This is a genomic window from Fodinibius sp. AD559 (genome assembly GCF_052712805.1).
In genome coordinates, this window is the sequence record NZ_JBQPVW010000006.1 from 1 (window position 1) to 16,397 (window position 16,397).

Sequence of the window (16,397 nt, forward strand, 5' to 3'; positions counted from 1 at the left end):
TTGAAGCCTTTTTGCCCGGTTCGCAAATTGATGTGCGACCTGTACGCGACTTTGATGCCTATGTTGGTAAGACGATGGAGTTTCAGGTTGTTAAGCTGAACATGTCGGCCGAAAATGTCGTTGTTTCTCACCGTGCGCTTATCGAGTCTGATCTTGAAGAGCAGCGCGAAGAAATTCTTTCAACTATTGAAGAAGGGCAGGTACTTGAAGGTATCGTCAAAAATATTACCGACTTTGGTGTCTTTATCGATCTCGGTGGGGTTGACGGTCTGCTTCACATTACTGATCTGTCTTGGGGACGCGTTGAACATCCCGAGGAAATTGTTTCGCTTGATCAGCAACTCAATGTTGCGGTTATCGATTTTGATGAGGAAACAAAACGTGTTTCACTCGGACTCAAGCAACTGCAGCCGCATCCATGGGAGGAAATCGATCTTAAGTATCCTGAAAATATTCAGGTTCAGGGTCGTGTTGTTTCTATCGCTGATTACGGTGCCTTTATTGAGCTCGAAAAAGGTGTTGAAGGACTTATCCACATTAGTGAAATGTCCTGGACGCAACACATTAAGCACCCATCACAGCTGGTTAGCAAGGATGACATCATTGACTGTGTTGTACTGAATGTAAATGAGCCCGAGAAGAAAATTTCACTCGGTGTCAAGCAGCTCGAGAAAGATCCTTGGGAAGATATCGACGAGCGTTATCCTGTCGGATCCAAGCACAAGGGAACGGTCCGCAACCTCACCAACTTTGGTGTGTTTGTTGAGCTCGAGCCCGGTATTGACGGACTCATTCACATTTCTGACTTGAGTTGGACTGAGAAGATCAATCATCCAAACGAGGTTATCGATAAGGATGAAGAGATCGAAGTTGTTATTCTGGCGATTGACTTTGAAAATCGTCGCATTACGCTCGGTCATAAGCAGATTGAAGAGAATCCATGGGAGAAATTCGCTGAAGAATACAGCGGCACAGACCAAGTTGAAGGGGAAGTCATTAAGACTACCGACAAAGGTGTGTTTGTGAAACTTCCACATGATCTCGAAGGGTTCATCCCCTCAAGTAAAATGGAAGCCGAAGGTGAGCCCGAAGAAAACTTCGAAGAAGGTGATACCGTTGAGGCTTATGTAATTGAGCTGGATGAAACCAACAAAAATATTACGCTAAGTCAGCGTGAGAAAGACGTTAAGGAAGCTAAATCTAAACCAGCCAAGAAAACTCGAGGTAAGCAAGAGCAGGAACCCGCGCCACAAACCGGCACTCCTACATTGGGTGAGATGTCTGGCCTTGCTGATCTCAAAAAAGAGATGGCTGATAAAGAGAAAGCAGCTCGTAACCTCCAGAAGAAAGCCGAAGAGGTTGAAGAGGAGGAAGACAATGCTGATGATGAAGAAGAGTAATGCTTAACTCTTTTTCTTACTGAATTAAAAAAGGCTCGGAGTGAATAACTCTGAGCCTTTTTTTTGGAATAATATACGTTTTGGAAAAAGAAGGGATAGCTATTTTCTATTCATCTTCCTCTTTATAGAAGAAAACCACCTTTTTTTCGGGATGTTTACTGCTTTTAACTTGATCTCCGGTATCTCTATTATAGCCGTAAACGACGTTGCGCATCGAATTTAGCTCTGTTTCATCTTTAAATGAGACTTCGAGAGCTTTCCCACCGGGTTCCAGCTTTTTTACGGCATCAAGCAATGGTTTATATTTTGAAGAACTTTTTTTAGAGATTTTTATATCTGTTCTGGAGACAAAATTAATGTCCATAAATGAAATTTTTCTGAGATGTTGTTACTAAGAAATAAAGCCCTGAAAGAGTTTCAAATTATTGAGATGTCATTAAGGTACTTGAACCGTAGAGAGAATATTATCAATAAGATCTTCGGAAGTAATATTTTCAGCTTCAGCCTCAAAGGTTGGAATAATGCGATGGCGAAGTACATCCATGGCAATAGTTCGAACATCCTCGGGGGTTACGTAGGCTCGATGCTGCATAAAAGCATGAGCTCTTGCAGCCAGGTTCAGATTAATAGAGGCACGAGGAGAAGCTCCAAAATCGATGAGTTCTGAAAGATCTTTAAGATTATAGTTTTCAGGTTTTCGGGTGGCGAAGACGAGATCAATAATATATTTCTCAACTTTTTCATCTACATAAATGTCATTGATAACCTGTCGTGCTTCTAAAACCTTTTCTGTATTGATCACTGGTTTTAGCTCTTTATCAGCACCAGTTTTGGCCATCCGGCGCATAATTTCTAATTCTTCCTGTTCAGTGGGATAATCGATCTTAATTTTCATCATGAAACGATCTACCTGAGCTTCGGGCAGAGGATAGGTGCCTTCCTGTTCAACGGGATTTTGTGTTGCCAATGCTAAGAAAGGATCATCAAGCGAAAAGGTCTCTTCACCAATAGTAACTTGTTGCTCCTGCATAGCCTCGAGCAGAGCACTTTGTACTTTGGCGGGTGAACGATTAATCTCATCAGCTAAGATAATATTTGCAAAGATAGGCCCTTTTTTGACTGTAAATTCTGCTTCTTTTTGATTGTAAATTAGAGTACCGATTAAGTCAGCCGGGAGTAAGTCGGGAGTAAATTGCAGCCGCTGAAACTTTGTATCAATTACTTTTGCAAGAGAAGAAACCGTCAACGTTTTGGCAAGCCCGGGTACACCTTCTAATAGTACGTGTCCGTCAGCCAAGAGTCCAATGAGCAGTCGATCAATCATGTAGCGCTGACCAACTATAACTTTATTTAGCTCAGTATAAATATCATCGATAAAAGCGCTGGACTGCTCAATTTTAGCACCCAGCTTTTCCATATCTATTGAATCTGCTGACATTGAAGTGTTACCCATAGTCGAAAATTTATTGTTGTTAAGGTTTAAATCGGTATATGCCTTTGGAGAGGCTAAAATTCGAAAAGAACAAAGTTAATAAATGGAAATTATAGATTCTTTTCTATTTCGTAGCGTGATTAGTTTCGCAACTTCAAATAACAGTATGAAAAACGTTTTATTTTAATCGAATATAAAACCTTTTGGGAGAAGTGAATTTCTACAATTTTAGTTGATGAGGTTTTCAAATTTATCTACCTTTGAAGCCACAAAAATAAACAGATTGATATGATAACTTATTTCTTCGTTTTCTTAGCTGTTTTAGCTGTTGCATCAGCATTGGCAATGGTGATCAGTAAAAATACGGTAAACAGTGCCTTATTTCTTGTACTGAATATGCTGTCGCTGGCCGGGTTATTTTTATTATTAAAGGCACAGTTCTTAGCTGTTATCCAGATTTTAGTTTACGCCGGGGCGATCATGGTGTTATTCTTATTTGTGATAATGTTATTGAATGTACAAGATGAAGAAAGTTTGTTTAACAAGTTTCGTCTCAAGTATTTTGTAGCATTTTTATTGGGGGTAGGAGTCTTCTCTCAAATTTTATATAGTCTTGGTAGCTTTACAGATACACTGCCGACTGTTTCGTCTGAAATGACATATGTTGGAACGGTAGAAGCAGTGGGAGACGTGATGTTTACGGAGTATCTGTTACCGTTTGAACTTACCGCAATTTTATTAACGGCTGCCGTTGTAGGAGCACTGATTGTAGCGCAGCACAAAATTAAATCTGGAGCAACGAATGATTAGTATTGATTGGTTTTTAGCACTTAGCGCTCTGCTTTTTTGTATTGGGATTATTGGCGTTTTAATTCGTAAAAATGCAATTGTCATTTTTATGTGCGTTGAGCTGATGTTGAATGCCGTAAATCTTTCTCTGATCTCTTTTAGCAGCCATTACGGTAATATCGATGGACAGATACTGGTATTTTTTGCTTTGGCTGTAGCAGCCGCAGAAGCGGTGGTTGGATTAGCCATTATTATTGCCATTTTCCGCAATAATCTTTCTGTTGATATCAATAAAGTGAATCTAATGCGCTGGTAATTTTTTTGTGATATTTAATGTAAAAAGGCTCCCATTTTTAGGAGCCTTTTTGCATTTCTATAATAGGTCTAAACAGCAATAAATCTCTTTACCTTCACTTACTTTTTTGTATCTTTGCCACTTGAGAATTTACCCTTGTGAATGCATGGGGTGTTGGCTACATTTGGGCCGAAAATGTATATGGATACAAATTTGAAAGATCATCTTTAATGGATTCTGCTACTACGCTTACAAGTCTGATTATTGCATTGCCTCTGCTGGGGTTTCTCGTAAATGGGCTCCTTGGATTGAGCTCAAAATCTTTCCGTCAGAGGAAGGCTCTTATTGGAACGATTGCCAATCTTACGGTCTTCATTCCATTCGCTATTGCTGTTTACTTCTTTATAAATATGGGGCAGGATTCTGCACCTATTTTTGCAGAGCTGTTTACTTGGATTGAAGTTGGAAGTTTTAGTGTAGATATCGCCTACCAGCTCGATCAGCTGTCAATACTGATGACACTCGTTGTTACGGGCGTTGGATTTTTGATCCATATGTATTCTATTGGATATATGTGGGAAGATGAGGGCTACTGGAAGTTTTTCGCCTATCTGAACCTATTTATTTTTGCGATGCTCAATTTGGTGATGGCGGATAACTTGTTGCTTCTTTTTCTTGGATGGGAGGGGGTAGGACTTTGTTCTTATCTATTGATTGGTTTCTGGTATACCGATATGGCTAACTCTGCCGCGGGCAGCAAGGCCTTCTGGTATAATCGCGTTGGGGATTTTGCTTTTCTGGTAGCTATGTTTTTGACCTTCCAACATGTGGGCAGTTTAGATTTTGATGTAATCCTTTCGAGCCTTGAGGCTATTCCTGCTGATGATAAGTTTTGGATTGCTTTCTTAATGTTTATTGGAGCAACGGGTAAAAGCGCTCAAATTCCACTTTTTGTCTGGTTGCCTGATGCGATGGCCGGTCCCACTTCGGTATCAGCATTGATACACGCCGCGACGATGGTTACTTCTGGTATTTATTTGATTTCTCGGATGTCCGAAATGTTTGTGATGTCGCCAGAAGTGATGATGATCATTGCGGTGATTGGAGCTCTTACAGCACTTGTTGCAGCAACAATCGCACTCACACAAAATGATATTAAACGAGTATTAGCGTATTCAACCGTTTCGCAGCTTGGATATATGTTTTTGGCGCTGGGGTCGGGAGCGTTTACGGCAGCTATGTTCCATGTTGTAACTCATGCATTTTTTAAGGCGCTGCTTTTCCTTGGTTCCGGATCGGTTATTCACGCTATGGAACATGTCGAGCATGGACTTCACGAAGAGGGCAAAGATGTTCACTTTGATCCACAGGACATGCGTTTCATGGGTGGACTCAAAGAGTATATGCCATCTACCTATAAGACATTTTTAATTGCCACTATTGCCATTGCAGGGATACCGCCACTGGCCGGATTTTTCTCGAAGGATGAGATTTTAGCATTTACTTTTAATGCCGGCTTTGCAGGTTTTGCCGAACCGTTGTATATGGTTCTTTGGGGCGTGGGAATACTCACAGCCTTTTTAACAGCATTTTATATGTTCCGTCTCACATTCGGAACGTTCAACGGTGAGTTTAAGCTCCCCGAGAAAATTAGTGAGGCGGCAGGGGCAGAAAAGCATTTGCACGAGAGTCCGAAAAGTATGACGATTCCACTCTGGACACTCGGTGGGCTCTCGGTTGTTGGTGGATTTTTAGGTGTTCCAAACTTCTTGCTGTCAACATTTACGCACCAGGAAGAGCATATTAATCTTCTTCATAACTGGCTCTACAACGTCACCGCAGATTATGAGCTTGGATTGTCTCATTCGGTAGAATGGATTTTGATGACGGTATCAATTCTTGTTGCTGTTGGAGGCGTTTATACTGCGTATCGAATGTATGGAAGTGGTGCTACAGAGGAATCTGATGCGAAGCTTGCCGATCGCTTTGGAGCGCTCTACGAAACTTGGAAAGAAAAGTATAGCCTCGATGAATTTTATGAAGGTCTTGTTGTCCATCCCATTGTTCGATGGTCAGACAAAGGCTTGGCCAAATTCGATATGAAAATCGTGGATGGAATTGTTAATACTGTTGGCGGTGTTGTCAGGCTATTTGGAAGTGTCTTCCGATATATCCAGACGGGTGTTACCAGCAGTTATGCATTGGCACTGGTGTTAGGTGTTATTCTTGTATTAAGTATGTTGATCCTGTAAAAAAGAACTGATAATGGAGTTACTGCTAAATTTAGTTATTTATTTACCCCTTTTAGGAATTGCCGGAATTCTTGCTCTCCGGAATGATAAAGCTACAAAGTGGATAAGTCTTGTCGCCACTTCAGCAACATTTTTACTTTCACTGCCACTGCTTTTTAGTTTTGATATAGCCAATTCAGGCGCGGTTCAATATCTGACAGAAGGCAGTAATATTATGAATGGCCTTGATATAAAGTATCTGATTGGACTTGACGGTCTTAGCCTGTTGCTTTTTATGCTTACTACGCTAATGGGACCTATTGTAATTCTATCCTCGTGGGATTCCGTTAAGAAACATTTAGCAGGATACTATTCGATGCTTCTGTTGTTGCAAACTGCTTCGATGGGAGTATTTGCTTCCTTAGATTTAATCGTGTTTTACGTTTTCTTTGAGCTTTCATTAATCCCGATGTATTTTCTTATCGGCATTTGGGGTGGGAAGAATCGGATCCACGCAACGGTCAAGTTTTTTGTTTATACGTTAGTTGGCTCGCTCGTCATGTTAGTTGGATTAATTTATACAGGATACGATGCAGGAGCTGCTATTGAAGGATATAAGTTTACGACTGATTGGCGATTTTTATCAGGTGATGGTTATCATATTGGTTTAGTAGAACAGACGTACCTGTTTTTATCATTTGCGTTAGCATTCTGTATCAAAGTACCATTGTTTCCGTTTCATACCTGGTTGCCGTATGCCCATACCGAAGCACCAACAGCAGGTTCGGTTGTACTTGCAGCTATTATGCTGAAGATGGGAACCTACGGTTTGCTACGAATTTGTTTGCCCCTTTTCCCCAATGCGTTTGTAGAATTTGCGCCTTACTTGGCTACATTGGCAGTTATCGGTATTATTTACGGCGCGCTAGTGGCAATGGTTCAGAAAGATGTAAAAAAACTGGTGGCGTATTCATCGGTCAGTCACTTGGGTTTTGTGGTATTGGGATTGTTCGCCTTTAATACTATCGCTGTACAGGGTGCACTTATCCAAATGATTAATCACGGTCTCTCAACGGGAGCACTCTTCTTGATAGTAGGAATGATATATGACCGTACACATACTCGAGAGATCAAGGATTATGGCGGAATTGCGAAAGTTGTGCCTGTTTTTGCCGTAATGTTTATGATTGCAACGTTGGCTTCAATTGGCCTACCTGGATTAAATGGATTTATTGGTGAGTTTCTGATTCTAAACGGAACATTTAGTTCTGAGGTACTTCCGCAAAATGCGTTTGTAGTGTTTGCTGCACTGGGTGTTATTTTGGCTGCAGTTTATATGTTATGGATGTACCAGCGCGTAATCTTTGGGCCAATTAAGCACGAAGAAAACAAAAAACTGGTCGATCTCAATGCACGTGAGATTGGGCTTCTGATTCCGCTGGTTATTTTTATGGTATGGATTGGAATCAGACCGACAGATTTTACCCAGTACTCTGAAGTTCAGGTACAAGAACTATTAGAATCATCGAATGAAAAGCGGGTAGCAATTCAGCAGTCTGCTAATAGTGAGGAGCTACCGCAATGGGCTTCTAATTTGTATGATGTTACGGATGAATTAGTATCGAAAATAGAAAACCAATAGTATTATGGCCGACCCACTTTCTAATGATCAAATAGCGGATGAACTATCGGAATTACCTGGCTGGAGTCACGAAAATAATAAATTAACCAAAGAGTTTGAGTTTGATAATTTTCGGGATGCGATGGCTTTTATCAATCGTATAGCATTTGAAGCCGAAGAGCAGGTTCATCATCCCGAAATTTTTAATGTTTATAACACGGTTAATATTTCGTTGAGCACCCATGATGCCGGCGGAAAAGTAACCGAAAAAGATATCAAGTTCGCAAAAACTATTGAGTCACTGTTTAATAAATAAGTTGCATGGATTACCTACACGATCTTAACGTTTTTTTGCCCGGAGTCATTGTTGCCCTTGCCGGACTTATTGCTATTGTCATTGACGCCTATAAAGATGACCACGGAGCTATTTATGGCCTTACGGTCTTTTCACTGTTGGCCGCCCTTGTCCTGTCGGTTATAGATATGTTTGGTCCCGTGGGAGAAGCGTTTTCCGGGATGATAACGTATGGAGGCGTAGCGGCATTTGGGAATAGCGTAGTTCTATTTGGGGCATTATTCTGCGTGTTGATATCTCGAGAATATTTAAATGCCATTGATCACGAGTATGGCGAAGTGTATGCACTAATACTTTTCGCTACGGCCGGGATGTTGGGTCTGGCCAGTGCCAATAATTTAATTATGATTTTTATCGGCATTGAAACGATGTCAATTTGCCTGTATGTACTGGCAGGATTAATTAAAGAACGAAAAACCGGGGCCGAGGCTGCGCTCAAATATTTTCTGCTCGGTGCTTTTTCTACCGGATTTTTGTTATATGGAATGGCATTGTTATATGGAGCAACAGGCTCATTGTATCTTACTGAAATTGCCGAAGCGGCAAGCTCAGATCTTATCTTCATATCAGGAGCAGGACTATTGCTGGTTGGCTTTTTCTTTAAAGTTTCGGCTGTACCGTTTCATATGTGGACGCCGGATGTTTATCAGGGTACACCAACAACAATCACAGCCTATATGGCCACGGCTTCAAAATCAGCGGCCTTCGTCGCGTTATTGGTCGTTTTATCCAAAATGATTCCAGCAGAAACAGCTGACTGGGCGGGAGTAATTGAAGTTATTGCAATTCTTACAATGGTCTTGGGCAACTTGGTAGCTATTGTTCAGGATAATATTAAAAGAATGCTTGCTTATTCGAGTATAGCCCATGCAGGATATCTGTTAGTTGGGTTAGCAGCCGGAACGCCAGAAGGGTATAGCGCAGTGCTATTTTATCTTTTCGCTTATACTATCATGAATATTGGCGCTTTTGGGGTTGTAGCATATTATGAACGTCAGCAAGGGTTGGATTTTACTGATGTCAACAATTATGTAGGGCTCGGATTTAAAAAGCCTTTAATGGGAATATTGCTTTCATTTTTCTTATTCTCATTGGTTGGCATACCTCCCTTTGTAGGTTTTGCCGGAAAATATTTAATCTTTGCTGCGGCTATTGATGCCGGATATGTAGCCTTAGCTATAATTCTTGCATTGGCAAGTGCAGCAAGTGTGTATTACTATTTACGCCCGATGGTGTATATGTATTTCAGAGATCCTCATAAAGATGTACCACTGGTTCGCTCTGGAATTGTATTTCGTTATACGCTGGTCGTTCTTGCCGCATTAACTGTTTACTTCGGTATAGCTTTTGGCGACTTGCATAACTTGCTTTCCTCTTACTATACCGCTGATTGGGTTACTCATTTAATGGGGCAATAGATATAAGGTATCTTGTTATTACTTCCTCGTTTATCTCGTATTGAAGATGTGAAAATATTATCCAATCATAGATTGGAATTAAATACAAAAAAGCCTATTTTTGCGTGCCTGCTGACGAGTGAAAGTCACCACGTCGGCTGTTTCAATTAAGGAACAACCAAAGGAAACATATCACATGAGTAGAAATTATTACGAGCTAACATATATACTAAATCCTGTCTTAGAAGACGATCAGTATGAAGAGATCGTCGAGAAATTCACCGAACTTATTCGAAATAATGAAGGTGAAATTGATGAAGTAGATGAATGGGGAATCCGTAAGTTTGAATACGAAATGGATGATAAGTCAAGCGGTTACTATGTAAACGCTTATTTTACTGCCCCTGGCAAACTGATTGAAAAACTGGAACGTGCGCTTCGCATCGAAGATCATGTTATGCGTTATCTGACGCTCAAGTACGATGCAAAAATGAAACGCCATCGTGAGTTGCAGCGTAAAAATGCCGTGCCGCAAGTCTTTGTCGATGATCAAGAGGAAGAAACAGAAGACGAAGATTAATTCATCTCCATAAACCAAATTTTTTTAGATTATGATTAAGAATCCATCACATCCAAAGAAGGGACATATTAAATCCCGCGAATGTAAGTTTACCAAAGCGGGCATTGAGTATATTGATTATAAAGATACGGACTTGTTAGAACGATTTATGAACGACCAGGGAAAAATACTTCCTCGTCGTGTGACCGGGACGAGTGCAAAATATCAGCGACAGTTATCTCGTGCAATTAAGCGCGCTCGTTTTCTTGGATTACTTCCGTATGTAGCAGATAACCTTCGATAAAAAAGATTTTATTCCAATGGCTAATAAGTACATGAAATTAATTTTACGAGAAGATGTCGATAAACTTGGAGAATCCGGCGACATCGTAGAAGTACGGGCCGGCTATGGCCGCAACTACTTGATTCCTCAAGGCAAAGCTATGATGGCTACCGATGGGGCACTGAAGCGGGTTGAGCGCATGAAAGAACAAGCAGAGCGTCGTGCAGAGCTAACCGTTGAACGTGCTCAGGATATGGCCGATCGCCTTGAAACGACTTCAGTAACTATACCTGTTGAAGTAGGTGAAGATGAACGTATTCATGGTTCAGTTACTACCCAGGATATTGCCGACGCATTAGCGGAACGCGATATAGAAATTGATAAACGTAAGATTACAATAGATCAAGATATCAAAACGTTAGGTGAATACACCGCAACGATCAGCCTGATTAGTGAAATAAAAGCACAAATCAAGGTTTGGGTAGTTAAAGAATAAAATCACATTAGCGTTTAGTAGAATCGATTGGTAATGAAACATTCTTTACCTATTAAGAAAGTGGTGGGGATCATCGTTATGATGTTATCCCCATTTTTAGTACAGGGTCAAATGTTAGACCCTGTCTCATATTCTGTTGTAGATGCCCCCGAACAGATAAAAGCAGGCGAAGTATTTGAAATTACAGTCAGAGCTTCTATTGACGGGGAATGGCATCTGTATTCTATTGCGAACGATCCCGATGCCGGACCTTATCCTACCCAATTCTCATCGGCTTCTTCGGATGTAGCTATTGCAGGAGAGGTGCAAGAAAGTGAGCCCTCTATTGAGATGGATCCCAATTTTAATGCTGAATTGGGATGGCACACCAAGGAAGCAACCTTTACTATTCCAGTAGCATTGCGCAGTGATGTTTCAGGATCTTCAGAGATTGCTTTAGAGGTATTATATCAAGTTTGTGATGATAAATCTTGTCTGCCGCCAAAGACAAAATCTATTGCTCATACTATATCTGTGGAAGGCGTTGCTGACAATCCCTACAGTAACTTTGAGGAAAGTGCGACCGGAGATGCTGAAGCTGAACAAGCAAAATCCAATGTTGAAAAACAGGAATCCGGGCCAGAAGACGAACAGAATCAAGGTCAAATTGATACAAGCGGATATGGTTCAGGTGGGATATTTTCTTTTCTTTGGATTGCACTCGCTGCCGGCTTTGCTGCCTTGTTGACACCCTGTGTTTTCCCGATGATTCCATTGACAGTTTCTTTCTTCTCTAAGCAAAAAGAAGGTGCGGGCACGGCAGCAATTGGACAAGCCTTTGGTTTTGGTCTGGCTATTGTTGTTACGTTTACCATTTTAGGGGCATTACTGGCCTTTTTTATAGGGGCATCTGGCGCGAACAAATTTGCAGCCAATCCGTGGGTCAATTTATTTATAGCATTTATACTTGTGCTCTTTGCCATAAGTTTATTGGGGGCGTTTGAACTTCGCCTTCCGCATCAACTTACGAACTGGTTAAATCGAAAAAGCAACGAAAGTTCGGGGCTTATCGGTATACTTTTTATGGCATTGACTATAAGTGCTGTGTCATTTTCTTGTACAGCTCCGTTTGTGGGGGGCGTATTGGTAGCTACCACAGGAGGGGAGTGGTTCTACCCTATAATAGGAATGGCCGGTTTCTCAACAGCTTTTGCCAGTCCTTTTGTATTGTTTGCCCTGTTTCCGCGCTGGCTCGAAAGCCTGCCCCAGAGTGGCTCTTGGATGAATATTGTGAAAGTATTATTGGGATTTATTGAGTTGGCTGCTGCTGTGAAGTTTTTATCTAATGCCGATCTTGTTTGGGAGTGGGGACTTATATCACGGCCATTTGCTATTGCTACTTGGATTGCTATTTTTCTTATGGCGGGTTTATACCTGTTAGGGGTATATTCTATTAATCATGATACCAAAACTTCCCAAATTGGTACAGGTCGCCTGATGTTGGCTATGCCATTTATCTTATTTAGTTTTTATTTGATTCCCGGTTTGATGGGAGCATCACTTGGGATTTGGGATGCTTGGCTTCCCCCGAAACAGGCTACGGATGTTAGTGTAGTTCGTTCACTCGCACAGCAGGGAGGTGGGACTGCTAATTCTGCAGAAGCCGAAAACTGGACCAGCAATTACGAAGAAGCCCGGGAGATAGCTCAAAATGAAAATAAACCTGTATTTATAGATTTCACAGGCTATACTTGCACAAATTGCCGGGCTATGGAAGCGAATGTTTTTCCACTGGAAGAGATACAAAATCGATTTGCAAAAATGCAGCAAGTGCGTTTATATACTGATGACGGTTCTGACGGACCGGCAAATCAAAAGTTTCAATTTGAATTGACAGGAACAGTTGCTTTACCTACTTATGTGATTATTGATCCTGAAACCGAAAAAATTATGGATCAGCTTGTGGGATATGCGAACAAAAAAAAGTTCCGGCAGTTTTTAGATTCAGGACTTCAACGATTTGAACAATTAAATAAAAGTTTTAGTGCAGAAAATCTTTGATGGGAGCTTCATTATGTTAAATACGTTTAAAAATACTATTTAATTAAAAATGTAGCTTTCTATCTTTGACATTTTAGTCAAAATGATCTATCATTTTGCATCTTTAAAAGCCCTTATTAACAGATAATAAATATAATCTAATCGGAGTAATCGTATGACATCGTCTATAACTCTCTTTTTCCTTCAAGCAGGAGTAGACCAAGGATTTTTTAATGTTCTCGTAGAAAAATTTAACGAAGGTAATGAGGGTGGGTTCATGTGGCCGGTCCTTGTCGCCCTAATTCTTGGATTGGCTATCTTCTTGGAGCGTATAATTACCCTTAACTTAGCTGATATTGATACTCGTAAGTTTATTGTTGACGTACAAGAAGCCCTTCAAGAAGGAGGGGTACCAGCTGCCAAAGAACTTTGTGCAGAAACAAGAGGTCCAGTAGCTTCTGTTTTTCAAGCTGGATTGATGCGCGTTGATGAAGGTGTTGAAGCAGCAGAAAAAGCCATATCATCGTATGGTTCTATTGAGATGAGTTTCCTTGAGCGGGGACTTGTATGGCTCTCTCTGTTTATTGCAATTGCACCAATGCTTGGTTTCCTCGGAACGGTTGTAGGTATGATTCAGGCGTTTGATGCCATTGAGGCAGCAGGTGACATTTCACCTACCCTTGTAGCTGGTGGTATTAAGGTTGCGCTTTTGACAACAGCCGCAGGTTTGCTTGCCGGTATTATCCTTCAGATAGGATACAACTACTGTGTATCTAAAATTGATCGACTTATTTCAGAAATGGAAGAAAGTTCAATAACCTTGATTGATTCTATTGTTAGGCTTAAAGAAGGTGAACAAATTATCGATACTTCCGGCAGCTCAGATACTGAGTAATAGCCAAAGTTTCCAAAAGAAATTCACCTATATTAATTAATTAGTTTACTATTATGATTGTGAATATAGCATTAGGATTAGGATTAGGATTAATTGGCCTTGGAGTACTGGGCATGATAGTTTCCGGTATCAGTAGTGTAATGAAGGGAAAGCAGGATGTTAAAAAAATAATTACTATGCTGGTTCCTTTCGTTGTGTTTGGTATAGCATACGGAATTGCGGGAACGGTTACTGAGGCCGCCATAGGAACAATGTTGTTCATGATGGGGGCAATGGTACTGCTTATCGCACTTACTGGTATGCGCACCACATTTAATATATAATCTTTTTAAAACAGCGAAGCGATGTTTGATAATAAAAGAGATCGAGAAGATCCGGAAATAGGCGGTGCCGGAATGGCCGATATTGCCTTCTTGCTGCTTATCTTCTTCTTACTTGTTACAACAATTGATGTTGATACGGGGATAGGCCTTCAGTTGCCACCTGCTCCTGAAGAAAATCAGGAGCCCCCACCCATCAAAGAGCGGAATCTTTTAAATATCCTGGTAAATTCTCAGGGTATGGTGTTGATGGATGAAGAACCTACCCCGGTTAATCAAGTAAAACAAAAGGTAAAAGATTTTGTTACGAACCGAGGAGAAGATCCTGAATTATCCGATTCTCCGGATAAAGCTATTGTATCGATTAAAACAGATAGGGAAACTCCTTATAACGTTTATATTGATATGCTTGATGAAGTAATGGGAGCTTATGCTGAGTTACGGAATCAGGCGGCCCAGGCAAAATTTGGGAGAAATTATGAACAATTAGAAGACAATAGCGAGCAGAAAGAAGCTATTAAGGATACTTATCCCAAGAAAATTTCAATCGCAGAGCCCAACCAATAAAAGAGTTTAACCTATGGGAAAATTTGAAAAAAAGTCTGCAAAGTCGGATCCAACAATTTCACTGACGGCTATGCCAGACATTATATTTATGTTGCTCATCTTTTTTATGGTGACAACAGTACTGCGCGAAGTGACTTTGCAGGTTCAAGTTGATTTTACACGTGCAGAAAATATCGAAAAGATAGAACAGAAGCGTCTTGTGAGTTACATCTATGTCGGCCCTGAAAAACTTCAGGGTAACAAAGTAGGTAATACCAAAATCCAGATTGATGATTCAATAATTGAAGATGTTGGTGCTGTTCAACAGCTGATGTATGATAAGCTTCAAGAACAACCTAAGATAATTGTGTCACTTCGTGTACATGATGAAACTGAATTTGGTATTGTAACAGATATCCAGGAAGAGCTTAGAGATGCTGGTACCCTACGTATCAATTATTCTACACAGCAGGAACAATAATTTTTTACATCTAATTTTTTCAAAAAAAGGCAAGTACACTTTGTGTACCTGCCTTTTTTATTTATCTAAATATTATGGACAAAGATTCTTTTCGTTCAATTCAATCCATTGGCCGTACTCAACTTATTAATGAGCTGATGGAACATGCTACCTTCGAGAAATCATCAGTTGTTCAAAGTTTTGGTGATGATACAGCGGTTTTGGAGGATGGTAATAACTATCAATTATTGACTTCTGAAACATTTATGGAGGGGGTCGACTTTGATCTTACCTATTTCCCGCTTCATCATCTGGGTTATAAAATTGCGGTTGCTGCCGTAAGTGATGTATATGCAATGAACGGACATCCCGAGGTTGTATTGGTAAACCTTGCGGTTCCCAACAAAATTTCGGTAGATATGCTGAAGGAGATATATAAAGGTATCGAAGCAGCGTCTAAAGATTTTGAGTTTCAAATTGTTGGTGGTGATTTAACAGCTTCGCATCAAATATTGAGTGCCAGTATTAGTTGTTACGGTAATGTTTCAAAAGATTTGATTACCTATCGTAGAGGAGCACAAAAAGACGATGCTATATGTATAACGGGAGACTTGGGGGGAGCAATAGCAGGTCTCAGGATTTTAATGAGAGAAAAACAGTACTGGGAAGAGCAACAGCAACAACAGGCTTTTGAGCCTAATCTTGATGAATATGAATACGTTGTAAAACGTCAGCTGGTACCTATTGCTCGTAAAGATGTTATTGATAAGTTGGATGAGTTAAATATTATTCCAACTTCTATGATGGATATTACTCAGGGATTGGTGAGTGATTTAAAATATTTGGCAAATGCTTCTGATGTTGGGGCTCATATTTATGGTGCTACTATTCCCATCTCATTAAAAACACGGCACGTAGCTGATGAGATGAAAGAGGATGTAGATAAATATGCTCTATATGGCGGAGAAGATTTTGAGCTCATGTTTACATTGCCCAAAGATGATGTAGAAAAACTAACGGATGAATTTTCTGACTTTGCTGTAATTGGAAAGATTATTGATCGAGAAGAAGGGGTTAAAATGCAGCAGGCAGAAGGGGATATGATTCTTTTCGATGAACCTGAAGATGATGAATAAGTTAATTACGAATCAAATAACTATAAGAGCCGACCGTTCTAAATGGTCGGCTTTATTTTTTTTAGCAATTATTTTAATTAATTGATTAATATCTAAGAAATACGCAGAACATTAATATTTGCCGTATATTGCCCTATTTATTGAACGAATAATTAGTATTGTT

At 40.3% G+C, this 16,397-nt stretch carries 18 protein-coding genes; 16 read left to right on the forward strand and 2 right to left on the reverse strand.

Annotation, left to right across the window (positions count from 1 at the left end; all coding sequences use genetic code 11):
* The coding region (locus tag ACQ4LT_RS11310) for a 30S ribosomal protein S1 (RefSeq protein ID WP_445666161.1) at nt 1-1,400 on the forward strand (1,400 nt) is incomplete at its 5' end.
* 106 nt (nt 1,401-1,506) lie between these two features.
* Here the strand turns inward: ACQ4LT_RS11310 and ACQ4LT_RS11315 are convergent.
* Both ACQ4LT_RS11315 and ACQ4LT_RS11320 read right to left on the reverse strand, forming a co-directional pair.
* Nucleotides 1,507-1,764: a hypothetical protein gene (locus ACQ4LT_RS11315; protein WP_445666162.1), complete on the reverse strand. Its 258-nt coding sequence runs from the start codon at nt 1,762-1,764 to the stop codon at nt 1,507-1,509.
* A gap of 72 nt (nt 1,765-1,836) precedes the next feature.
* On the reverse strand, nt 1,837-2,838 hold the full coding sequence (locus ACQ4LT_RS11320; protein WP_445666363.1) for an AAA family ATPase: 1,002 nt from the start codon (nt 2,836-2,838) through the stop codon (nt 1,837-1,839).
* Nucleotides 2,839-3,120: 282 nt separating this feature from the next.
* On the opposite strand from ACQ4LT_RS11320, the gene ACQ4LT_RS11325 reads away from it, so the two are divergent.
* The 15 genes from ACQ4LT_RS11325 to thiL all read left to right on the forward strand — a co-directional run bounded on the left by ACQ4LT_RS11325 (nt 3,121) and on the right by thiL (nt 16,234).
* Complete coding sequence (locus ACQ4LT_RS11325) at nt 3,121-3,642, forward strand: NADH-quinone oxidoreductase subunit J family protein (RefSeq protein ID WP_445666163.1); 522 nt, start codon at nt 3,121-3,123, stop codon at nt 3,640-3,642.
* Nucleotides 3,635-3,937 (forward strand): NADH-quinone oxidoreductase subunit NuoK, encoded by a 303-nt coding sequence (gene nuoK / locus ACQ4LT_RS11330; protein WP_445666164.1) that lies wholly within the window; start codon nt 3,635-3,637, stop codon nt 3,935-3,937. Before ACQ4LT_RS11325 ends, nuoK begins: the two co-directional genes overlap by 8 nt.
* 209 nt (nt 3,938-4,146) lie before the next feature.
* Nucleotides 4,147-6,168: an NADH-quinone oxidoreductase subunit L gene (gene nuoL / locus ACQ4LT_RS11335; RefSeq protein ID WP_445666165.1), complete on the forward strand. Its 2,022-nt coding sequence runs from the start codon at nt 4,147-4,149 to the stop codon at nt 6,166-6,168.
* 13 nt (nt 6,169-6,181) lie between these two features.
* Nucleotides 6,182-7,789, forward strand: a complete 1,608-nt coding sequence (locus ACQ4LT_RS11340) for a complex I subunit 4 family protein (protein WP_445666166.1) — start codon at nt 6,182-6,184, stop codon at nt 7,787-7,789.
* A 4-nt stretch (nt 7,790-7,793) separates the two neighbouring features.
* On the forward strand, nt 7,794-8,084 hold the full coding sequence (locus ACQ4LT_RS11345) for a 4a-hydroxytetrahydrobiopterin dehydratase (RefSeq protein WP_445666167.1): 291 nt from the start codon (nt 7,794-7,796) through the stop codon (nt 8,082-8,084).
* Nucleotides 8,085-8,089: 5 nt separating this feature from the next.
* Nucleotides 8,090-9,541: an NADH-quinone oxidoreductase subunit N gene (locus tag ACQ4LT_RS11350; RefSeq protein WP_445666168.1), complete on the forward strand. Its 1,452-nt coding sequence runs from the start codon at nt 8,090-8,092 to the stop codon at nt 9,539-9,541.
* A gap of 175 nt (nt 9,542-9,716) precedes the next feature.
* Entirely contained in the window at nt 9,717-10,100 is a 384-nt protein-coding gene (gene rpsF / locus ACQ4LT_RS11355) for a 30S ribosomal protein S6 (protein WP_445666169.1), read from the forward strand.
* Nucleotides 10,101-10,131: 31 nt separating this feature from the next.
* Nucleotides 10,132-10,383, forward strand: coding sequence for a 30S ribosomal protein S18 (rpsR, locus tag ACQ4LT_RS11360; RefSeq protein WP_445666170.1), 252 nt, complete (start codon nt 10,132-10,134; stop codon nt 10,381-10,383).
* A 16-nt stretch (nt 10,384-10,399) separates the two neighbouring features.
* Entirely contained in the window at nt 10,400-10,858 is a 459-nt protein-coding gene (rplI, locus tag ACQ4LT_RS11365; protein ID WP_445666171.1) for a 50S ribosomal protein L9, read from the forward strand.
* Between the two features lie 33 nt (nt 10,859-10,891).
* Nucleotides 10,892-12,898 carry a cytochrome c biogenesis protein CcdA gene (locus ACQ4LT_RS11370; RefSeq protein WP_445666172.1) on the forward strand — a complete coding sequence of 669 codons (2,007 nt, stop codon included), beginning with the start codon at nt 10,892-10,894 and terminating at the stop codon, nt 12,896-12,898.
* Between the two features lie 154 nt (nt 12,899-13,052).
* Nucleotides 13,053-13,772 carry a MotA/TolQ/ExbB proton channel family protein gene (locus ACQ4LT_RS11375; RefSeq protein ID WP_445666173.1) on the forward strand — a complete coding sequence of 240 codons (720 nt, stop codon included), beginning with the start codon at nt 13,053-13,055 and terminating at the stop codon, nt 13,770-13,772.
* 53 nt (nt 13,773-13,825) lie between these two features.
* Entirely contained in the window at nt 13,826-14,095 is a 270-nt protein-coding gene (locus ACQ4LT_RS11380; RefSeq protein WP_445666174.1) for a hypothetical protein, read from the forward strand.
* A 21-nt stretch (nt 14,096-14,116) separates the two neighbouring features.
* The gene (locus ACQ4LT_RS11385; protein WP_445666175.1) at nt 14,117-14,659 is read left to right on the forward strand and encodes a biopolymer transporter ExbD; all 543 of its coding nucleotides are present in this window, start codon (nt 14,117-14,119) and stop codon (nt 14,657-14,659) included.
* Between the two features lie 13 nt (nt 14,660-14,672).
* The gene (locus ACQ4LT_RS11390; RefSeq protein ID WP_445666176.1) at nt 14,673-15,119 is read left to right on the forward strand and encodes an ExbD/TolR family protein; all 447 of its coding nucleotides are present in this window, start codon (nt 14,673-14,675) and stop codon (nt 15,117-15,119) included.
* A gap of 74 nt (nt 15,120-15,193) precedes the next feature.
* Nucleotides 15,194-16,234, forward strand: a complete 1,041-nt coding sequence (gene thiL / locus ACQ4LT_RS11395; protein WP_445666177.1) for a thiamine-phosphate kinase — start codon at nt 15,194-15,196, stop codon at nt 16,232-16,234.
* Nucleotides 16,235-16,397: the final 163 nt, after the last annotated feature.